Genomic DNA, 18,309 nt, shown 5'->3' with positions numbered 1-18,309 from the left:
GCATGACTGATCGGCTCTATTTCCGGCAGCTGCTCGCCGGGCGTGACTTCGCCGTCGGCGACCCCGTCGCGACGCAGATGGCGAACTTCGCCTACCTGATCGGGGACCGCGAGACCGGGGACGCCGTCATCGTCGACCCGGCCTACGCCGTGCGGGACCTGCTCGACGTCCTGGAGCAGGATGGGATGCGGCTCACCGGCGTGCTGGCGACCCACCACCACCCCGACCACGTCGGCGGCGAGATGCTCGGCTTCTCCCTGCCCGGGATCGCCGAGCTGCTCGCCGTCGAGCAGGTGCCGATCCACGTCAACGGCGCCGAGACCGAGTGGGTCCGGCGGGTCACCGGCGTGTCCGGCAGCGACCTGCGCGCGCACGACCACGACGACGTCCTCGAGGTCGGGGCCATTCCCATCCGGCTGCTGCACACGCCCGGGCACACGCCGGGCAGCCAGTGCTTCCTGGTCGAGGACAAGCTCGTCTCCGGTGACACGCTCTTCCTGGAAGGCTGTGGCCGCACCGACTTCCCGGGCGGCGACGCCGAAGAGATCTACCGCAGCCTGCAGGCGCTCGCCGGCCTGCCCGGCGACCCGGTCGTCCACCCCGGCCACCAGTACTCGGCCGAGCCGTCGGCCGCGCTGTCGGAGGTGAAGCGCACCAACTTCGTCTACCGGCCGCGCTCGCTCGACGAATGGAAGGTCATGTTCGGCGGCTGAGCCAAGTCGTTCCACGGGGTGAAACGCGGGGCGTTCACGGAGTGGGCGCCGATTGACTTCGGCTCCCACTCCCCGGATGGTCGGGACCACGCAATCCGAGAACGTCCCCGTCCCCGGGAGAAATCCGTGTCGATTTCCACCACGGGCGTGCTTCCGCGCGCCCGCTCCGCCGACCGGCCGCCGCGCAAGGCCGTGCGGCGGCCCGATCTCAAACGCTGGATCAGCCCGGTGGTGCTCCTCGCGGCCTGGCAGATCGCCAGCGCCACCGGCGTCCTGCCGCCCGACAAGCTCAGTTCCCCGTGGACGGTCGTGCAGGCCGGCGTCGAAGCCGCGCGCAGCGGCGAACTCGGTGACGCCTTCGCCGTTTCGCTCGGCCGGGTCGGCGCCGGTTTCGCGCTCGGCGCGGTCGCCGGCGTCCTGCTCGGCATCGTCTCCGGCCTGTCCCGCTGGGGCGAAGCCCTGGTCGACCCGCCGGTGCAGATGCTGCGCACCCTGCCGTTCCTCGGCCTGATCCCGCTGTTCATCCTGTGGTTCGGCATCGGCGAGGAGACGAAGATCGTGCTGGTCGCGCTCGGCGTGGCCTTCCCGCTCTACCTCAACGTTCACTCGGGAATCCGCGGCGCCGACCCGGCCCTCGTCGAAGCCTCGCGGGCGCTCGGGTTCAGCCACGCGGAACGGCTCTGGCACGTCGTCCTGCCCGGCGCGCTGCCGCAGGCGCTCGTCGGGTTGCGGCAGTCGCTCGGCCTCGCCTGGCTCGCGCTGATCGTCGGCGAGACGGTCAACGCCGACGCCGGGGTCGGCTACCTCATCAACAACGCCCGCGAATTCCTGCGCACCGACGTCGTGGTCGTCGGGCTGGTCCTGTACGCCCTGCTCGGCCTGGTCACCGACGCGCTGGTCCGGCTGCTCGAACGGAAGGTGCTGCGGTGGCGAACCCGGTAGCCGAGGTCCGCGGCCTCACCAAGCGGTTCGGCGACCGGACCGTCCTGTCCGGACTCGACCTGACCGTCGAGCGCGGCGAGTTCGTCGCCCTGCTCGGCCGCAGCGGGTCCGGCAAGTCGACGCTCCTGCGGGTGCTCGCCGGTCTGGATTCCGACGTCGAAGGCGGCGTGGAAGTCACCGGGACGGTTTCGGTCGCGTTCCAGCAGCCGAGACTGCTGCCGTGGCGGAAGGTCTGGCGCAACGTCGTCCTCGGCCTGCGCCAGGACGGCGTCGCGAAGTCACGCAACCGGGCCCTGGCCGAGAAAGCGCTGGCCGAAGTGCACCTGGCCGAGCACGCCGACGACTGGCCGCTCACCCTGTCCGGCGGCGAGGCCCAGCGCGTCTCGCTGGCCCGCGCGCTGGTCCGCGAACCCGATCTGCTGCTGCTCGACGAGCCCTTCGGTGCCCTGGACGCGCTCACCCGGATCTCCATGCACGGCCTGGTCCAGGACCTCTGGCGGCGGCACCGGCCGGGCGTGCTGCTGGTGACCCACGACGTCGACGAGGCCCTGCGGCTCGCCGACCGCGTCCTGGTGCTCGACGGCGGCCGGATCGTGGCCGCGCACCGGCCGGGCGAAGCCGCCGATCACGACGACCTCCGCCGCCGCGTGCTGGCCGACCTGGGAGTGACCGAAGATGCTGTGGCGTAAGGGAATACTGGCCGTTGCGGCCGCTCTCGCCGTGTCCGCGTGCGGCACGGCGACCGGCGACGGCCCCACCGCGGTGCCGGCCGCGGTGAGCGCGGCCGACCTGGCGAAGGTGACGCTCAAGGTGGGCGACCAGAAAGGCGGCGTGAAATCCCTGCTCACCGCGGCGAACCTGCTGCAGGGGACGCCGTACAAGATCGAGTGGGCGACGTTCACGTCGGGCCCGCCGCTGCTCGAAGCCGCCTCGGCCGGCGCGATCGACGCCGGGCGCGTCGGCAACACGCCGCCGATCTTCGCGGCCGCCGCGAAGGCGAAGATCAAGGTGATCAGCGTGTCGCGCAGCAACGTCGAGCGGGAAGCCGTGCTCGTGCCGCCGGACTCGCCGCTGCAGAACGTCGCTTCGCTCAAGGGCAAGACGATCGGCGTCGCCAAGGGCACCTCGGCGCACGGGCAGCTGCTGAACACGCTGCACAACAACGGATTGTCCACCAAGGACGTCAAGCTGAGCTTCCTGCAGCCGTCCGAGGCGTACGCGGCGTTCACGCAACGCACCATCGACGCCTGGGCGATCTGGGACCCCTACACCGCGCAGGCGCAGATCGAGGCCCACGCGCGGGTGCTGGCCGACGGCCGGGGCGCGTCGAACGGCCTGGGCTTCCTGACCGCGAGCGCGGCGGCGCTCGGCGACCCCGGCAAGAACTCCGCGTTGCGCGACTTCGCGGTGCGCGTGGTCAAGGCGCAGAAGTGGGCCGACACGCACCGCGAAGAGTGGGCGCAGGCGTGGGCCACGGAGACCGGGCTGAAGCTCGAGGTCGCGCGGAAGGCCGTCGAAGCGGGCCGCGACCTGCCGATCGTGCTCGACGACTCCGTGGTGGCGTCCGAACAGCAGCTCGCGGACGCCTTCACCGACGAGAAGACGCTGCCGGGCAAGGTGGACTTCGCCGCCTTCGTCGACCGGCGGTTCGGTCCCGACCTGGACCAGGCGAGGAGCAACGGATGAGCATCAGGCTGCACTGGTTCCTGCCCACCAGCGGGGACGGCCGCACGATCGTGGAACGCTTCCACGCCAACCGGTCCGCGGGCCCGGCCGCCCAGCGCGACCCGGATCTGGACTACCTGGCCCAGGTCGCCCGCGCCGCCGAGCGGCAGGGTTTCGAGGGCGTCCTGACGCCGACCGGCACGTGGTGCGAGGACGCCTGGCTCACCACGGCCGCGCTGATCCGGGAGACGACCCGGCTCAAGTTCCTGGTCGCCTTCCGGCCCGGCGTCATCTCACCGACCCTGGCCGCGCAGATGGCGGGGACTTTCCAAAGACTCTCGGGCGGCCGGGTGCTGCTCAACATCGTCACCGGCGGCGACGCGGTCGAGCAGCGCCGCTTCGGCGACTGGCACGACCACGACGCCCGGTACGCCCGCACGGACGAGTTCCTGACCATCGTGCGCGGGGTCTGGTCCGGCGAGCCGTTCAGCTTCGAAGGCGAGCACCTGCGGGTCGAAGGCGCGACGACCCTCGCCGCGCCGGACCCGGTGCCGCCGATCTACTTCGGCGGCTCGTCACCGGCCGCGCTGCCGGTCGCGGCCCGGCACGCCGACGTCTACCTGACCTGGGGCGAGCCGCCCGCCCAGGTCGCCGAGAAGATCGGCAAAGTGCGGGCGCTGGCCGGGGACCGGCCGATCCGGTTCGGGGTCCGGCTGCACACGATCTCGCGCGACACCTCGGCCGAGGCCTGGGCGGAGGCGCAGAAGCTGCTCGACGCGCTCAGCCCGGAACAGGTCGCGAAGGCGCAGGCGCAGCTGGCCGCGAGCGAGTCGGTGGGCCAGCAGCGGATGGTGGCGCTGCACGGTGGCCGGACCGGCGGCGGCGTCCGCGGGCTGGAGATCCACCCGAACCTGTGGGCGGGCGTCGGCCTCGTCCGCGGCGGTGCGGGAACCGCGCTGGTCGGCAGCCACGAGGAGGTCGCGGACCTGATCGAGGAGTACCACTCGATCGGCGTCACGGAGTTCGTGCTGTCGGGCTACCCGCACCTGGAAGAGGCGTACTGGTTCGGCGACGGCGTCCGGCCGGAACTGGCCCGGCGCGGCCTGCTGGCCGATGTCCCGGCCCTGCACCGGCCGGCGCACCCGGAGCGCAACGTCGCCGCGCTGTAGCGGTGGTGCGGGGTGGCACCCCGCACCACCGGCGCTACTTCTGTGATTCGGCGAGCAGCCGCAACGCCAGCTCCTTGAGCTGCGGGCTCGCCGCCGCCGCGTCGCCCGAGTCGAACGGCGGCCGCGGGTCGTACTCGACGGCCAGCTGGACCGCGCGGGCGACCTCCTCGCCGGCCAGCTCGGCGGCCAGGAACAGGGCCAGGTCGATGCCCGCCGAGACACCCGCCGCGGTGATCACCTTGCCGACCTGCACGTACCGCTCCGGCACGTACTCGACGCCGAACGTGGCTTCCAGGTAGTCCGCCGACGCCCAGTACGTGGTGGCCCGCTCGCGCAGCAGGCCGGCCGCCCCGAGGATCAGGGCGCCGGTGCACACCGACGTCGTCCAGGTCGTGTGGCGGTCGACGCGGCGGATCCAGTCCAGCAGCACCGGGTTGCCCATCGCCGCGACCGTGCCGCGGTTGCCCGCGCCGGGCACCAGCAGGACGTCGAGGCGGTCCACTTCGGACACCGCGCGGTCGGCGAAGACGGCCGTCCGCCCGGTGTCGGTGCGCACCGGGCCGCGGCGCTCGCCGATCATGGTGACCGTCGCGCCCGGGAGCCGGGACAGCAGTTCCGCCGGACCGGTCGGGTCGAGCAGGCTGAAGCCGTCGTAGAGCAGGATGCCGATCTTCGGGCCGGGCCGGCCTCCGGCGGCCGCGGTGCCGGTCGTGGCCGGGAGCGCCAGCGCCGCGGCCAGCCCGCCCAGCACGGTCCGGCGGCTCGTCTGTGTGGTGGTCATGCCCCCGGAGTCTGGACAGCCGCCGCGCCCGGGAGCCGCGGGATGTCCGTCATCCTGCGAAGCGTGTCCCCGGTGACGCCGTAGTGGTCGAGGAACGCCTGCCGCAGCGTCTCGGCCGAGCCGAACCCGCACCGGCGGGCGACGGCGGCGAGCGGCAGTTCGCTGCCCCGCACCAGGTACGCGGCGGCTTCGGTGCGCACGGTGCGCACCGCACGGGCCGGGGTGGTGCCGACGTGGGTGGCGAACAGCCGGGCCAGGTGCCGTGCCGTGACCCCCGCCCTGGCCGCCAGCGCCGGCGGGCTCAGGTCCGCGTCCAGGTGGCCGGCGATGTACCCGAGCAGGTCCCGCACGGTCCGGTTCCCCGGCGACGGCGCGGCGAGGAACATGCTGATCTGGGCCTGGTCGGCGGGGCGGTGCAGGTAGGTCACGAGCTCGCGGGCGACTTCGCGGGCCAGCGTCGGGCCGTGGTCGTCTTCGACGAGCGCGAGGGTCAGGTCGAGCGCGCTGGTGACCCCGGCCGAGGTGTAGACGTTGCCGTCGCGCAGGTACAGCGGCGCGGGATCGACGGTCACGGCGGGGAACGCGGCCGCGAGCAGTTCGCCGTAGCCCCAGTGCGTGGTGACCCGCCGCCCGTCGAGCAACCCGGCCGCGGCGAGCACGAACGTGCCCGTGCACACCGAGGCGATCCGGCGGCTCCGCCCGGCGAGGCGGCGGATCTGGGCCAGCAGCGGCTCGTCCAGGACGGCCGCGCGCGTCCCCGCCCCGCCCACGACCATCAGCGTGTCCAGTGGCCCGGTGATCGCGGCCAGCCGCCGGGCGCCGGCGAGCACGATCCCCGCCGAGCTGCGGGCGCCCTGCCCGGACACGGTGGCCAGCTCGACCCGGTACGGCGGCGCGGCGCCGTGCGAGTTCGCCAGTTCCAGCGCGCCGCTCGGGCAGGCCACGTCGAGGATCTGCACCTGGTCGTAGGCGGCGATGACGACCCGCCGTTCCGGCCCCATGACCCGAATCTACCGAGTCAGCGGGAGGAGGCCGGGTGGCGCGAACAGCGGGTAGGTGACGAGCACGCCGCCGGCGGTGCGGACGACCGAGGCCGGGCGGAAGAGGTCGCGCTGGCCGGTGTAGAAGGCGGTGGTGCCGTCTTCGCGGCCGGTGAGCAGGACCCGGCGGCGCGGCTGCCCGGCGGCGTCCTCGCCGGGGACCTCGGGAAAGGCGGCGACCCCCACGGGCTGGATGGCGGCGAGCGCGGCGATCGTCGCGATGAGCCGCGGGTCGGCACAGCCTTCGCGCAGCACGGCGGCGGCTTCGGAGCTCAGCGCGATCCGGGCCGACGCGGTCAGGGCTTCGCCGGCGTGGGCCCGGACCGGAGCTTCCGGCGGCGCGGCGGGATCGGCCGGCGGGAGCCCGAGCCGCCAGACGGTGACCCGGGTGTTACCGGAGCCGAACACGGCGGTCGCGCCGGCACCGGCGAAGGCGCCGTCCAGGGCCGGGTAGTGGGTCCGGAGGGTGGTTTCGTCCCTGCCGAAGACGCCCCACTCGGCGGGCGGGCAGGTGACGGAGCAGGCGGCGGGCGGCGCGAGCAGGCCGGTCGGCCAGCCGGCGTTCGCGAGTTCGGCCCAGGCGGCGTCATCGACGAGCAGCCGCGACCCGGAAGCGTTGCCGCGCAGCCAATCCCGTGCGGAGGCGAGCGGCCCCCCGCGATCGACGGTCGCCCGGAGGGCGGGGTACCCGCCACCCCAGCTGACGGCAAGTGCCGCGGCGAGCACCCCACCGGCAACCCCGGCCACGACCCGGCGGCGAGCGGTGCGGCCGGGGTGCGAGGCGGCGGGGTGGAGGGTGGCGGGTTCGGTGGGTGCGGTTTCGGTACGGCGGTGGCCGATGCGGCCGGGGTGCGGGCTGACGGGGTCGACGGGTTCGGTTCGTTCGGCTTCGGTCCGGCGGCGGCCGGTGTCGCGGCGGTGCGTGCGGGTGGGGTGCGGGTCGGCGGTGTGGGTGGGTTCGGTTCGTTCGGCTTCGGTCCGGTGGTGGTCGGTGTCGCGGCGGTGGGTGCGGGTGGGGTGCGGGCTGACGGGGTCGACGGCTTCGGTCCGGCGGCGGCCGGTGTTGCGGGTGGGGTGCGGGTTGGGGTTGGGGGTGGGGTCGCCTGGTGGGGTTTCGGTCCAGCCGTGGTCGGTGTTGCCGCGGTGCTGGCAGGTGGGGTGCGGGTCGGCCGGTGCGGTTTCGGTGCTGGATCGGTGGCTCGCGTGCATCCGGGCGGCGGCTTCGGTCCGGCGGCGGAGGCGGCGGCCGTGGTGTGCGGGGAAGGGCCACGGGATGGCGGTGCGGGTGGCGCCGGCCGGTTCGGGCCGGGGGCGGCCGCTCGTGCTTCCGTGCGTGCTTGCGTGGCGAGGCTCCGAGCGCCGCCGGGTCGCTGCCTGGGCGATTGCCGCCAGCAGCAACGGTGTCACCGGCAGCAACAGCGCCAGCACGGCGGTCGACGGCACGCTCGGCACCAGCAGTGTTGCCGCGAGCAGCACCCCCGTCGCCGCCAGTGGCCGCACCTTCTTGACCGCCAGTCCCGCCAAGAGCGCCGCCGCCGACAGCGCCACCCACGCCGGGTCCAGCGCCGCCCAGTCGGCCACCGATGGGCGGGTCGCCGCCGCCAGGTGGGGGCGGAGGACCGCCGCCGCCGGGCCGAACGCGATGCCCAGGCCCAGGTTCAGCAACACCGCCACCCATGCCGCGCGCACCGGTGCGCGGCGCGCCAGCAACCAGCCCGCCGCGGGCAGGAAGAACAGCGCCAACGGGGACGTGAGCACCGCCGCCAGCAGGCACCCCGCCGCCGCCGTGTCGTGGCGGATGCGGGCGCCCGGGCGGGTGATCAGGACCAGTGCCCCCAGCGCCCAGGCCACCGCCAGGTGCTCCACGACGACCAGCCGCTGCACCCCGAGCGCCAGCGGGGACGCCGCGAGGAGCAGCACCGCCGCCGCCGACGCCCAGCGGGTCAGGCCCAGGCGACGCGCCAGGACCCACGTCAGTACCGCGCCCACGAGCGCCGCGGCCAGCACGGTCTCGCGGACCGCGGCCAGCGCCGTGGCCGAGCGGCCGAACGCGTCCGAGACCATCGTGGCCGCCGCCAGCTGCAGCCAGCCGAACGGGCTCGCCCCGGCGCCGCCCGCGTCGGCGAACGACGTCAGCGTGCCGAGTGCGTAGGCGTGGGCGACCGTGGCCGCCTCCGTGGGCAGGGCCGGCTCGGGGGCGGCCAGGTAGAGCACGCGCAGCCCGCCGGCCAGCGCCAGCAGCGCGAGCACGATGTCGAGCGACAGCAACCGGTGCGCGGCGGGGACCGGGCGGTGCTGGACCATTGCACGGATCGTAGCGGGTGGTGCCGACCGGTCCCGTCCGGGACCACGGACGGCTCATTCGCCGGAAAACCGTTGCCCGGCAGGATTATCTTCGACTGTCCGGAGTGGAACCGGAGAGCGTCCGGGTCAACGCGAGCGCGACCGTCCGGACGGCCGGGGCGACGCGTTCGGTCCGCATCCGGTTGGCCCAGCCGGAGATCGACACCGCGGCCACCGCGACGCCGCGGGCGTCGAGCAGCGGGCTGGCCGCGCACACCACGCCGACGCCGGATTCCTCGCGCTCCAAGGCGATCCCGTCTTCCCGGACGCGGGTGAGCTGACGGCGGAGCAGGCCCGGCGCGGTGATCGTCCGCGCGCTCATCCGCGGCAGCCCGGCGTCGATCACCTGGTTCACCACCGGTTCCGGCGAGAACGCGAGGATCGCCTTGCCGACGCCGGTGGCGTGCGCGGGGAACCGGCCGCCGATGCGCGAGGGCAGCGTCGGCGCGTCCGGCCCGCGCAGCACGTCGAGGTACACCACTTCGGTGCCTTCGAGGATGGCGAGGTGGACGGTGTTGCGCGTGGCCTCGCGAAGGTCGGCCAGGTACGGCCGGGCCGCCTCGACCAGGCCGCGCCGCGGAGAGGCCAGCTGGCCGATCTCGAACAGGCGCAGTCCGAGCCGCACCGCGCCGGCCTCGCGTTCGAGCAGGCCGGTCTCGGCCAAGTGCCCGACGAGCCGGTGCACGGTCGTCTTCGCCAGCCCGGTCCGGCGGGCCAGCTCGGAGACGCCGAGGGTCTCGTCGCCGGGCCGGAAGGCTTCCAGGAGCGCGGCGAGCCGGGCCGCGACGAGGCCGTCGCCGCTCGCGCCGTCGTTCCGCCCAGCGGTACGCATGGGTTGAGTGTGCCCGATCCGCCGCGCGACTGTCAGCAGGTCGGGCAAGGGAGGTGGGTCAGTGGCCGTCGGCGCCGAGGACGAGTTTCACGCAGTGCGCGACGAGCCGCTCGCGCGAGACCTTCAGCGAGCCGTCGAGGTAGGCGACGAAGACGTTGGTCAGCGCGCCGACCAGCCCCACGGCGACCATCCGGCGTTCGGTCTCGTCGCCGTGGGTGAGCTGCTCGCCGACCAGCGCGGCGAACACCGGCAGCAGGTGCAGGCCGCGGCGGGTCAGCGCGGGGTCGGTGAGCGGTGCGAGCAGCAGGACCCGGCCCTTGCGGGGGTCGTCGACGATCAGCTCGACGAAGGCGCGCACGGCGTTCTCGGCCCGGAGGACCGGCGTGGGGGCGTCCCGCACCGCGTCGACGAGCGCCTGCCGCGCCTGCTCGCCGACGTGCTCGTACACGGCCGCGACGAGCTCTTCGCGGTCGGCGAAGCTTTCGTAGAAGTAGCGCTCGGTCAGCTTCGCGCGCCGGCACACCGCGCGGACGCTCGTCCCGGCCGAGCCTTCGGTGCCCAGCAGCTCCAGGCCGGCCGCCACGAGCTGCTCGCGCCGGAGCGCCTTCCGGTCGTCCAGCGTCGTGCCCGCCCAGGTCCGGCCCGGCATCACAGCTCCTCGGTTGACTACAACTGTTGTCAGATCCTAGCCTGACAACAGCCGTAGTCAGTTCGAGACTCGACGAGGAGTGCACCGATGACCCGGGAAGACCCCCAGCCGCTGGGTCCCGACTCGCTGACGTGGAAGTACTTCGGCGACTGGCGCGGCCTGCTGATCGGCCTGTGGGCCGGTTCCATGCAGAACATGCACCCCGGCCTCGGCGCCGGCGTCGAGCAGCACTCGCGGTTCTTCGAAGAGCGCTGGCAGCGGCTGTTCCGTTCGCTCTACCCGATCGGCGGCGTGGTCTACGACGGCCCGCGCGCCCACGCGACCGCCCTCGAAGTCCGCGGCTACCACGACCGCATCAAGGGCGTCGACGCGCAGGGCCGCCGGTACCACGCGCTCGACCCCGACACCTACTACTGGGCGCACGCGACGTTCTTCGTCAGCACGATCCTGATCGCCGACCACTTCATGGGCGGCATCGGCGAAGCCGAAAAGCGGCGGCTGTTCGACGAGCACGTCCAGTGGTGGCGGATGTACGACATGACCATGCGGCCCGTGCCGGAGAGCTGGGAAGACTTCCAGCGCTACTGGAAGCACATGTGCACCGACGTCCTCGAAGACAACAAGGCCACCCGGGACGTTCTCGACATCCGCGGGCTCGGCAAGCCGCCGTTCCTGCCCCGGCTGCCGGACGCGCTGTGGCGGCCGGTCCAGCGGGTGATCGCGCGCAACTTCGTGTGGCTGACGATCGGGCTGTACGACCGCGAGGTCCGCGACCTGCTCGGCTTCCGCTGGACCGAGCGCGACGCGCGGCGGCACCGGCGGTTCGGCAAGCTGGTCGGCACCGTGTTCAAGCTCGTCCCGCACGACCGCCGCTACCACCCGCGAGCCCGCGCAGGCTGGCGCCGCGAGCGCGGGGAGGTGGCCGTGGACGCGCCCCTGGTCGAGACTCCACGAAGGAACCTGCCGCCGCTGTCCGAGCGGGGCAAGCCCGAGCACTACGCGCCGAACGTCTAGGAGGCATTCGTGAAGCTGGGATTCCACGTCGGGTACTGGCAGAGCGGCCCGACCCCGGGTGCGCTGGAAGCCGTCCTCAAGGCCGAGGAGCTCGGCTTCGACTCGGTGTGGACGGCGGAGGCGTACGGCTCGGACGCGTTCACGCCGCTGGCCTGGTACGGCGCTTCCACCAACCGGATCCGGCTCGGGACGAACATCGTCCAGATGGCCGCCCGGACCCCGACGGCGACGGCGATGAGCGCGCTCACCCTCGACCACCTCTCCGGCGGCCGGATGGTGCTCGGGCTCGGCGCGTCCGGTCCGCAGGTCGTCGAAGGCTGGTACGGCCAGCCGTACCCGAAGCCCCTCGCGCGGACCCGGGAGTACGTGAACATCGTCCGGCAGGTGATCGCCCGCGAGGCGCCGGTGACCCTCGACGGCGACCACTTCCAGCTGCCGTTCAAAGGCGGCACCGGGCTCGGCAAGCCGCTGAAGCCGACGGTGCACCCGCTGCGCAAGGACATCCCGATCCACCTCGCCGCCGAAGGCCCCAAGAACGTGGCCCTCGCGGCGGAGATCGGCGACGGCTGGCTCCCGCTGTTCTTCTCGCCCAAGAGCAACGACTTCTACAAGGCGGCGCTCGAAGAAGGCTTTTCGCGGCCGGGCGCGCGGCACACCTTGGCCACGTTCGAGGTGCCGTGCTCGCTGCCGGTGATCGTGCACGACGACGTCGAAGAGGCGGCGAGCTGGATCAAGCCGTCGCTGGCGTTGTACATCGGCGGGATGGGCGCGAAGAGCGTGAACTTCCACCACGACGTGTACGCGCGGCTCGGCTACGGCGACGTGGCCGACGAGGTCCAGGAGCTCTTCCTCGCCGGCCGCAAGGAGGAGGCGGCCGCGGCGATCCCGACGTCGCTGGTCGAGGACACCTCGCTGATCGGGCCGGCGGAGAAGATCCGCGAAGAGCTGAAGGCCTGGGAGGACACCGTGGTCACCCAGCTGCTCCTGCGCGGTGACGCCGCGACGCTGGAGAAGATCGCCCGCGCTCTTCGCTGACCGGCGGGCCCCGGTCGTGGCCTTGGTCACGACGATGGCACGATTCCCCTCGACCACTACCGGGTGCGCGCCGAGATCGAATACTCATGGCCTGCACCCGGTACGCCGTTTTCGAGGAGGACCATGGCGACGCTGTCCGGCCGGACGAGGTTCCGCTATTCGCTCGGCTCGTTCGTCACCGGGTCCTTCGGCACGGTCCCCGGCCTCGTGCTGGTCAAGTACCTGACCGACACCATGGCCGTGCCCGCGGGCTGGGCCGCCGCGATCGTCTTCGTCCCCAAGGCCTGGGACTTCTTCTTCAACCCGGTCGCCGGCCGGCTGTCCGACGCGGACCTGATCAAGACCGGCAGCCGGCGCCGCTTCCTGCTGATCGGCGGCGTCGGCGTCGCGATCCTGTTCGCGGCGATGTTCGCCCACCCCGGCTTCGGGACCCCGCTGCCGGACGCGCTGTACGTGGCGATCACCTTCGCCCTCTGCGCGACGGCGTACGCGCTGTTCCAGGTGCCGTTCAACGCGCTGCCCGCCGAGCTGACCGAGTCGGCGACCGAACGCACGAAGCTGACCAGCGTCCGCATCGGCGTGCTGGCCGTGACGATCCTGATCTGCGGCGGCGGCGCCCCGGCGATCACCGCGGCGATCGACGGGGTCGCCGGCTATCGGGTGATGGCCGTGGTGATCGGCCTGATCGTGCTGGCCGCGACGCTGCTGGTGTACTTCGGGCTCAAGGACGCGCCGGTCGGTTCCCTGCGGCCGAACACCGTGAACCTGAAGGAGCTGGTCCGCACGCTCGCCGGCTGGCGGCCGTTCCGCTGGCTGCTCGGCACGTACTTCATCCAGGCGCTCGGCATCGGCACGGTGCTCGCCGCGATCCCGTTCTTCGCCCAGCGCATCCTCGGCGACGAGGGCTACGGGACGATCCTGTTCGTCATCTTCGTCGGCCCGGCGCTGGTCACCATGCCGCTGTGGCCCCGGCTGGGCGATCGGGTGGGCAAGCTGAACGGCTTCCGCCTGGCCACGGCGGCCTTCGCGATCGGCCTCCTCGGCCTGGTCTTCGCCCAGGAGATCCCGCTGGTCGTCACGTTCGTCTTCGTGGCGCTGTGCGGGGTCGGCTACGCGGGGATTTCGGTGTTCCCGCTGGCCATCCTGCCCGACCTGATCACCGCCGAGGAGGAGCGCACCGGCGAGACCCGGGCGGGGATCGCGGCGGGCGTGTGGACCGCGGGGGAGACGCTGGGGCTGGCCTTCGGCGGCGGTCTGTGGGCGATCATCCTCGCCGCCGGCGGGTACGTGTCGAGCACCGACGCGACGGCGAACCAGCCGCACAGCGCGATCGTGGCGATCCTCGTCGGGGCGTCGATCGTCCCCGGCGTGCTGATCGCGCTGGCCCTGCCGCTGCTGCGGCGCAAGGTGCTGGAGCCGCGCCATGAACTCGCCTGAGGGCGTCCTCGCGGCGCTGCGGGAGCTGCGCGCGGGCGACCTGCCGACGCACGGCGGCCGGACGCTGGCCTACGTCTACGACAGCGGCCTGTCCGAAGTGGACTCCCTGGGCGCGGCCGCGCACGCGCTCGCGTCGTCGGCCAACGGCCTGGACCCGACGGCGTTCCCGAGCCTGCTGCGGATGGAGAACGACCTCGTCGCCGCGGCCTCCGCGCTGCTCGGCGACGTCCCGGGCGTGGTCGGTTCGGTGACTTCCGGCGGCACGGAGTCGTGCTTGCTGGCGGTGCTCGCCGCCCGGGACGCCCACCCCGGGATCGCGGCGCCGTCGATCGTGCTCCCGACGACCGCGCACGCGGCGTTCCACAAGGCGGCCCACCTGTTCGGGCTGCGTCGCATCGACGTCCCGGTCGACCCGGTGACCTTCCGCGCCGATCCGGCGGCGATGGCCGCGGCGATCGACGACTCGACGGTCCTGGTCGTGGCGAGTGCGCCGTCGTACGCCCACGGCGTGCTCGACCCGGTGCCCGAGATCGCGGCGGCGGCGCACGAGCGCGGCGTCCGGATGCACGTCGACGCCTGCATCGGCGGCTGGGTGCTGCCGTACTTCGCCCGCCTCGGCGCGGACGTCCCGCCGTTCGACTTCCGCGTCCCCGGCGTCACGAGCATTTCGGTGGACCTGCACAAGTACGCGTACTGCCCGAAGGGGACGTCGGTGCTGCTGCACGCCTCGGCGGAACTGCGGCGCACGCACTACTTCGCGAGCGCGGCCTGGCCGGGGTACACGATGCTGAACACGACCATCCAGAGCACGCGGTCGGGCGGTCCCTTGGCGGCGGCGTGGGCGGTGGTGAACCACCTCGGTTCCGACGGCTACCTGAAGCTGGCGTCCGCCGCTCGTGAGGCGGTGTCCCGGATCCGTTCCGGCATCGAGGAACTACCGGGCCTGCGGGTTCTGGGCGACCCGGTCTCGACGCTGATCGCGTTCACCGGCGACGACGGCTTCGACCTGTTCACGGTGGCCGACGAGATGAAGGCGCGCGGCTGGTACATCCAGCCGCAGTTCGCGCACCTGAGTTCCCCGGCGAACCTGCACCTGACGGTGACGGCGGCCAACCACGGCAGCGAGAAGGAGTTCCTGACCGACTTGGCCGCGTCGGTGGACGCGGCCAGGTCGGCGGCCCCGGTGGTCGTCGACGCGGCGGTGGCGGAGTTCGTCGCGGCGCTCGACCCGGCGACGCTGACGGCGGAGCAGTTCGCGGGCCTCCTCGCGGCGGCGGGCCTGGGCGGCGCTTCGGGGCTGCCGGACCGCATGGCGCCGATCAACGCGCTCCTCGCCACGGCACCGGCGCCGCTGCGGGAGCGGTTGCTGCTCGAGTTCCTGGGCGCCCTCTACACGCCGTCGTAAGTGGTAAGGCGGGTTCCCGCCCGCCTTACCACTCACGACTGCTTACTGGGTGCGGGAAGCCAACCCGGCCGGGGCGGACTTGACCGCGGCGTGGATCGCGTCCGCCAAGGCGAGCGCGTCCTCTTCGGTCAGCTCCAACGCGACCCGCGCCGACGCGCCCAGGGCGGGGTTGCGGAAGTCGATGTTCACCGTGTGCGCGTAGGGCGCGTGCACCGGGTGGTCGACGTACACGGTGCCTTCGTTCAGGCGGAACCAGCCGCGGGCGCCCTTGCCGCTGCCTTCGAGCGCGAACTTCTCCGTCAGGTAAGTGCACATGGCGAGTCCTCTCAGGCGGTGAGCGTGCGGGCGTAGAAGTCGAGGATGCGTTCCCAGCCGTCCTTCGCGGCTTCGGGGCGGTAGCTCGGGCGGTCGACGGCGAAGAACGCGTGGCCGGCGTCGGCGTAGGTGTGGAACTCGTGCTCCTTGCCATGCTTTTCCAGCTCGGCCGCCAGCACGGCCACCTCGTCCGGGCCGGGGAACTGGTCGTCGGCGCCGAAGATGCCCAGCAGCGGGCAGGACAGCTGGGGCGTCAGGCCGAGCAGGGGCTTCATCTGCTTCATGGCCTCCGGCGGGTCGTTGACGACGAACGCGCCGTAGCAGTCCACCGCCGCGTCGAGTTCCAGGGAACAGGCCGCCAGGAACGCGTGGCGGCCCCCGGAACAGTGCCCGATGACGCCGACGCGGCCGTTCGCGTTCTCCAGCGCGCGCAGGTAGTCCGCCGCGCCCGAGACGTCACCGACCAGGCGGTCGTCCGGGACGCCGCCCGCCGCGCGGACCGTCGCGGCCGCGTCGTCGGGGTCCGCGCCCGGCGCTTCCCGCGTGTACAGGTTCGGGCAGAGCGCGTTGTAGCCCTCGACGGCGAAGCGGCGGACCATCTCCTTCGTCGCCGCGTCGTAGCCGGGGAGGTGGTGGATCACCACGACGCCGCCACGCGGGGTCTCGTCGGTCGGTTTGGCCAGGTAGGCCTCGAGCTCGTCCCCGCCGTGGCCGGTGATGGTGACGGTTCCGGCGATGATCTCGTCGGTCATCGGTGGTTCTCCTTCGCTTCCTCGAGAGGGTGGACGTACCGTGCGCCGCGCGAAGCGGACGCGATCGCGGCGACGACGGCCATCGCCGCGGCCGCGGTGAACACGACCACCAGGCCGTGGTGGAACGGGCCGGAGACCAGCCGGGGGAAGAACTCGCCGCCGGTGAGGGCCGTCCGGTCGGCCGGCGCCAGTCCGGAAAGGACGTCCGGGCCGAGCAGGTGCCCGATCGGGTTGCTGCCGAGGAACGCGGCGAACAGCGTGCTGACCGGCGGGAGCTGCGCGACACCGTCGGCGACCGGCGCCGGGACGCCGTGCGCCTGCAGGCCGCCCGTCAGCGTCTGCGGCAGCGACGTGGCCAGCCCGGCGATCATCAGGGAGAAGAACACGCCGATCGACAGCGACGTCCCGGAGTTCTGGAACGTCGCCCGCATGCCGGAGGCGACGCCGCGCTGCTCGGTCGGGACGCTGCTCATGATCGCCGAGGTGTTGGGCGCGGCGAACATGCCCTGGCCGACGCCGCTCAGCACGAGCAGGGCGGCGAACGCCGGGTAGGCGAAGTCCACCGGCAGCGCCAGGAGGCCGAGGAACGCCGCGGCGACCAGGAGCAGGCCGCCGGTGGCCAGCGGCCGGGCGCCGAACCGGTCGGACAGGTAGCCGGACACCGGCCCGGCGATGAGGAACCCGACGGTCAGCGGCAGCAGGTGGATGCCCGCCCACAGGGGCGTCCGCTCGTAGTCGTAGCCGTGCAGGGGCAGCCAGATCCCCTGCAGCCAGATGATGAGCATGAACTGCATGCCACCACGGGCGACCGAAGTCAGCAACGCGGCGATGTTGCCGGCGGCGAACGCGCGGATCTTGAACAGGCTCAGCTGGAACATCGGCGCGGCGACGTGGGTCTCGATGACGCCGAACAGCAGGAGCAGCAGCACGCCGGCGCCGATCCCGCCCAGGACCCAGGGGTTGCCCCAGCCGGTGGCGGCACCGCCGTGGGGCTGGATGCCGTAGGTGATCGCGGCGAGGACCAGCGCGGTCCCGGCCGCGAAGGTGACGTTGCCACCCCAGTCGACCTTCGCGCGCTGCGGCGTCCCGACCTCGCGGAGGCTGCGGATCGACCAGATCGTGCCGAGCAGGCCGAAGGGCACGCTCACCCAGAACACCGCGCGCCAGTCGATCTCGGCCAGCAGCCCGCCGACGACCAGGCCGAGGAACTGCCCGGCCAGCGCGGTGATCTGGTTGACGCCCAGCGCCATCCCGCGCTGGCGCGCCGGGAAGGCGTCGGTGAGGATGGCCGCCGAGTTCGCCGTCAGCATCGACCCGCCGACGGCCTGCACGACCCGCCAGCCGATCAGCCAGAGCGCCCCGGCCCCGGCGTGGAACGGGTCGAACGACAGGGCGACCGACGCGGCGCTGAACACGACGAACCCGAGGTTGTACATCTTGACGCGGCCGAACATGTCGCCGAGCCGCCCGAGCGTCACCACCAGCACGGCCTGGACCAGCAGGTAGCCGAGGATCATCCAGAGCAGGTAGCCGATGTTGCCCGGGGCGAGCGGGTCGAGCCCGATGCCGCGGAAGATCGCCGGCAGCGAGATGATGACGATCGAGCCGTCGAGTGCGGACATCAGCACGCCGAGCGTGGTGTTCGACAGGGCGACCCACTTGTAGCTCACAGCTCGGCCGCCAGCCGCTCGATCAGCGGGATGGCCGCGAGCAGCGCGCGCTGCTCGGCCTCGGTGAACTCCCCGGCCAGCGCGGCCGCCATCTGCCGGGTGGTCTGCGAGCGCCGGTCGGTGAGCAGCTTGACGCCGGCTTCGGTGACCGACATCAGCACCTTGCGGCCGTCGGAGTCGTCCCTGCGCCGCTCGACCAGCCCGCGTTCGACCAGCCCGGCGAGGGTGACGCCCATGGCCTGCGGTTTGACGCGTTCGAGGCCGGCGAGACAGCCCGGGGTCGCCGGGCCCTCGCGGTCGAGGCGGGACAGGACCGAGCGTTCAGGCAGGGTCGGTTCGCCGGCGACGTAGCCCTGGCGCAGCCGCCGGATCAGCCGGCCGAGCGCGACGCGCAGGTCGGCGCTCGCCTGGAGGAGCTCCTCGTCGGTCACGATCGTCAACCTAGACTGATAAACCTGGGTTGATCAACTCGGGCACCGGCGCCGCTATCGGGTGAGCCGGGAGGTTTCGCCCGGACCGTGGCCGGGCCGCGGTGTTACCGTCCGAA

The 18,309-nt window shown here is 73.0% G+C and carries 18 protein-coding genes; 9 read left to right on the top strand and 9 right to left on the bottom strand.

From position 1 onward, the window contains the following. Window positions 1-2: 2 nt before the first annotated feature. The 5 genes from QRY02_RS15255 (at window position 3) to QRY02_RS15235 (ending at window position 4,489) form a co-directional block, all read left to right on the top strand. Complete coding sequence (locus tag QRY02_RS15255) at window positions 3-713, top strand: MBL fold metallo-hydrolase (protein WP_285992176.1); 711 nt, start codon at window positions 3-5, stop codon at window positions 711-713. A gap of 126 nt (window positions 714-839) precedes the next feature. Then, on the top strand, window positions 840-1,655 hold the full coding sequence (locus QRY02_RS15250; RefSeq protein ID WP_285992175.1) for an ABC transporter permease: 816 nt from the start codon (window positions 840-842) through the stop codon (window positions 1,653-1,655). Continuing rightward, window positions 1,640-2,344 carry an ABC transporter ATP-binding protein gene (locus tag QRY02_RS15245; protein ID WP_285992174.1) on the top strand — a complete coding sequence of 235 codons (705 nt, stop codon included), beginning with the start codon at window positions 1,640-1,642 and terminating at the stop codon, window positions 2,342-2,344. Before QRY02_RS15250 ends, QRY02_RS15245 begins: the two co-directional genes overlap by 16 nt. Next, window positions 2,331-3,341 carry an ABC transporter substrate-binding protein gene (locus QRY02_RS15240; protein ID WP_285992173.1) on the top strand — a complete coding sequence of 337 codons (1,011 nt, stop codon included), beginning with the start codon at window positions 2,331-2,333 and terminating at the stop codon, window positions 3,339-3,341. The genes QRY02_RS15245 and QRY02_RS15240 overlap by 14 nt, the downstream gene beginning before the upstream one ends. Then, a complete protein-coding gene (locus QRY02_RS15235; RefSeq protein WP_285992172.1) occupies window positions 3,338-4,489 on the top strand; it encodes an LLM class flavin-dependent oxidoreductase in 1,152 nt (383 codons plus the stop codon). The genes QRY02_RS15240 and QRY02_RS15235 overlap by 4 nt, the downstream gene beginning before the upstream one ends. A gap of 34 nt (window positions 4,490-4,523) precedes the next feature. Here the strand turns inward: QRY02_RS15235 and QRY02_RS15230 are convergent, their stop codons facing one another. From QRY02_RS15230 to QRY02_RS15210, 5 genes are all read right to left on the bottom strand, one after another. After that, a complete protein-coding gene (locus tag QRY02_RS15230) occupies window positions 4,524-5,270 on the bottom strand; it encodes a DJ-1/PfpI family protein (protein WP_285992171.1) in 747 nt (248 codons plus the stop codon). Continuing rightward, entirely contained in the window at window positions 5,267-6,271 is a 1,005-nt protein-coding gene (locus QRY02_RS15225; RefSeq protein WP_285992170.1) for a GlxA family transcriptional regulator, read from the bottom strand. The genes QRY02_RS15230 and QRY02_RS15225 overlap by 4 nt, the downstream gene beginning before the upstream one ends. A gap of 9 nt (window positions 6,272-6,280) precedes the next feature. Continuing rightward, window positions 6,281-8,614, bottom strand: a complete 2,334-nt coding sequence (locus tag QRY02_RS15220) for a glycosyl transferase (RefSeq protein WP_285992169.1) — start codon at window positions 8,612-8,614, stop codon at window positions 6,281-6,283. 85 nt (window positions 8,615-8,699) lie between these two features. Then, window positions 8,700-9,485 carry an IclR family transcriptional regulator gene (locus QRY02_RS15215; RefSeq protein WP_285992168.1) on the bottom strand — a complete coding sequence of 262 codons (786 nt, stop codon included), beginning with the start codon at window positions 9,483-9,485 and terminating at the stop codon, window positions 8,700-8,702. Between the two features lie 58 nt (window positions 9,486-9,543). After that, window positions 9,544-10,134, bottom strand: coding sequence for a TetR/AcrR family transcriptional regulator (locus tag QRY02_RS15210; RefSeq protein ID WP_285992167.1), 591 nt, complete (start codon window positions 10,132-10,134; stop codon window positions 9,544-9,546). 87 nt (window positions 10,135-10,221) lie between these two features. Here QRY02_RS15210 and QRY02_RS15205 point away from each other — a divergent pair, with 87 nt between their 5' ends. The 4 genes from QRY02_RS15205 to QRY02_RS15190 all read left to right on the top strand — a co-directional run bounded on the left by QRY02_RS15205 (window position 10,222) and on the right by QRY02_RS15190 (window position 15,025). Further along, window positions 10,222-11,148, top strand: a complete 927-nt coding sequence (locus tag QRY02_RS15205; RefSeq protein ID WP_285992166.1) for an oxygenase MpaB family protein — start codon at window positions 10,222-10,224, stop codon at window positions 11,146-11,148. A 9-nt stretch (window positions 11,149-11,157) separates the two neighbouring features. Next, entirely contained in the window at window positions 11,158-12,183 is a 1,026-nt protein-coding gene (locus tag QRY02_RS15200; RefSeq protein ID WP_285992165.1) for an LLM class F420-dependent oxidoreductase, read from the top strand. Between the two features lie 123 nt (window positions 12,184-12,306). After that, on the top strand, window positions 12,307-13,620 hold the full coding sequence (locus tag QRY02_RS15195) for an MFS transporter (protein ID WP_285992164.1): 1,314 nt from the start codon (window positions 12,307-12,309) through the stop codon (window positions 13,618-13,620). Then, window positions 13,607-15,025: a pyridoxal phosphate-dependent decarboxylase family protein gene (locus QRY02_RS15190; RefSeq protein WP_285992163.1), complete on the top strand. Its 1,419-nt coding sequence runs from the start codon at window positions 13,607-13,609 to the stop codon at window positions 15,023-15,025. Before QRY02_RS15195 ends, QRY02_RS15190 begins: the two co-directional genes overlap by 14 nt. A gap of 42 nt (window positions 15,026-15,067) precedes the next feature. Here QRY02_RS15190 and QRY02_RS15185 read toward each other — a convergent pair whose 3' ends face one another. Genes QRY02_RS15185 through QRY02_RS15170 form a run of 4 tightly spaced genes read right to left on the bottom strand, consistent with a single transcriptional unit; the run spans window position 15,068 to window position 18,193 of the window. Next, window positions 15,068-15,340: a DUF6295 family protein gene (locus tag QRY02_RS15185; protein ID WP_285992162.1), complete on the bottom strand. Its 273-nt coding sequence runs from the start codon at window positions 15,338-15,340 to the stop codon at window positions 15,068-15,070. An 11-nt stretch (window positions 15,341-15,351) separates the two neighbouring features. Then, complete coding sequence (locus QRY02_RS15180) at window positions 15,352-16,092, bottom strand: dienelactone hydrolase family protein (RefSeq protein WP_285992161.1); 741 nt, start codon at window positions 16,090-16,092, stop codon at window positions 15,352-15,354. Then, on the bottom strand, window positions 16,089-17,762 hold the full coding sequence (locus QRY02_RS15175) for an MFS transporter (RefSeq protein ID WP_285992160.1): 1,674 nt from the start codon (window positions 17,760-17,762) through the stop codon (window positions 16,089-16,091). The genes QRY02_RS15180 and QRY02_RS15175 overlap by 4 nt, the downstream gene beginning before the upstream one ends. Continuing rightward, a complete protein-coding gene (locus QRY02_RS15170; RefSeq protein WP_285992159.1) occupies window positions 17,759-18,193 on the bottom strand; it encodes a MarR family winged helix-turn-helix transcriptional regulator in 435 nt (144 codons plus the stop codon). The genes QRY02_RS15175 and QRY02_RS15170 overlap by 4 nt, the downstream gene beginning before the upstream one ends. Window positions 18,194-18,309 lie beyond the last annotated feature (116 nt).

This window comes from Amycolatopsis sp. DG1A-15b (assembly GCF_030285645.1).
Taxonomy (GTDB): domain Bacteria; phylum Actinomycetota; class Actinomycetes; order Mycobacteriales; family Pseudonocardiaceae; genus Amycolatopsis.
The sequence above is the reverse complement of the archived record's forward strand: the minus strand, read 5'-3'. Positions and strand labels throughout refer to the sequence as shown.

What these genes read in the sequence shown, in the direction of transcription:
- QRY02_RS15255 (WP_285992176.1), top strand. Translation starts at nt 3, where the DNA reads ATGACTGATCGGCTCTATTTCCGGCAGCTGCTCGCCGGGCGTGACTTC.
- QRY02_RS15240 (WP_285992173.1), top strand. Translation starts at nt 2,331, where the DNA reads ATGCTGTGGCGTAAGGGAATACTGGCCGTTGCGGCCGCTCTCGCCGTG.
- QRY02_RS15235 (WP_285992172.1), top strand. Translation starts at nt 3,338, where the DNA reads ATGAGCATCAGGCTGCACTGGTTCCTGCCCACCAGCGGGGACGGCCGC.
- QRY02_RS15230 (WP_285992171.1), bottom strand. Translation starts at nt 5,270, where the DNA reads ATGACCACCACACAGACGAGCCGCCGGACCGTGCTGGGCGGGCTGGCC.
- QRY02_RS15225 (WP_285992170.1), bottom strand. Translation starts at nt 6,271, where the DNA reads ATGGGGCCGGAACGGCGGGTCGTCATCGCCGCCTACGACCAGGTGCAG.
- QRY02_RS15220 (WP_285992169.1), bottom strand. Translation starts at nt 8,614, where the DNA reads ATGGTCCAGCACCGCCCGGTCCCCGCCGCGCACCGGTTGCTGTCGCTC.
- QRY02_RS15215 (WP_285992168.1), bottom strand. Translation starts at nt 9,485, where the DNA reads ATGCGTACCGCTGGGCGGAACGACGGCGCGAGCGGCGACGGCCTCGTC.
- QRY02_RS15210 (WP_285992167.1), bottom strand. Translation starts at nt 10,134, where the DNA reads ATGCCGGGCCGGACCTGGGCGGGCACGACGCTGGACGACCGGAAGGCG.
- QRY02_RS15205 (WP_285992166.1), top strand. Translation starts at nt 10,222, where the DNA reads ATGACCCGGGAAGACCCCCAGCCGCTGGGTCCCGACTCGCTGACGTGG.
- QRY02_RS15195 (WP_285992164.1), top strand. Translation starts at nt 12,307, where the DNA reads ATGGCGACGCTGTCCGGCCGGACGAGGTTCCGCTATTCGCTCGGCTCG.
- QRY02_RS15190 (WP_285992163.1), top strand. Translation starts at nt 13,607, where the DNA reads ATGAACTCGCCTGAGGGCGTCCTCGCGGCGCTGCGGGAGCTGCGCGCG.
- QRY02_RS15185 (WP_285992162.1), bottom strand. Translation starts at nt 15,340, where the DNA reads ATGTGCACTTACCTGACGGAGAAGTTCGCGCTCGAAGGCAGCGGCAAG.
- QRY02_RS15180 (WP_285992161.1), bottom strand. Translation starts at nt 16,092, where the DNA reads ATGACCGACGAGATCATCGCCGGAACCGTCACCATCACCGGCCACGGC.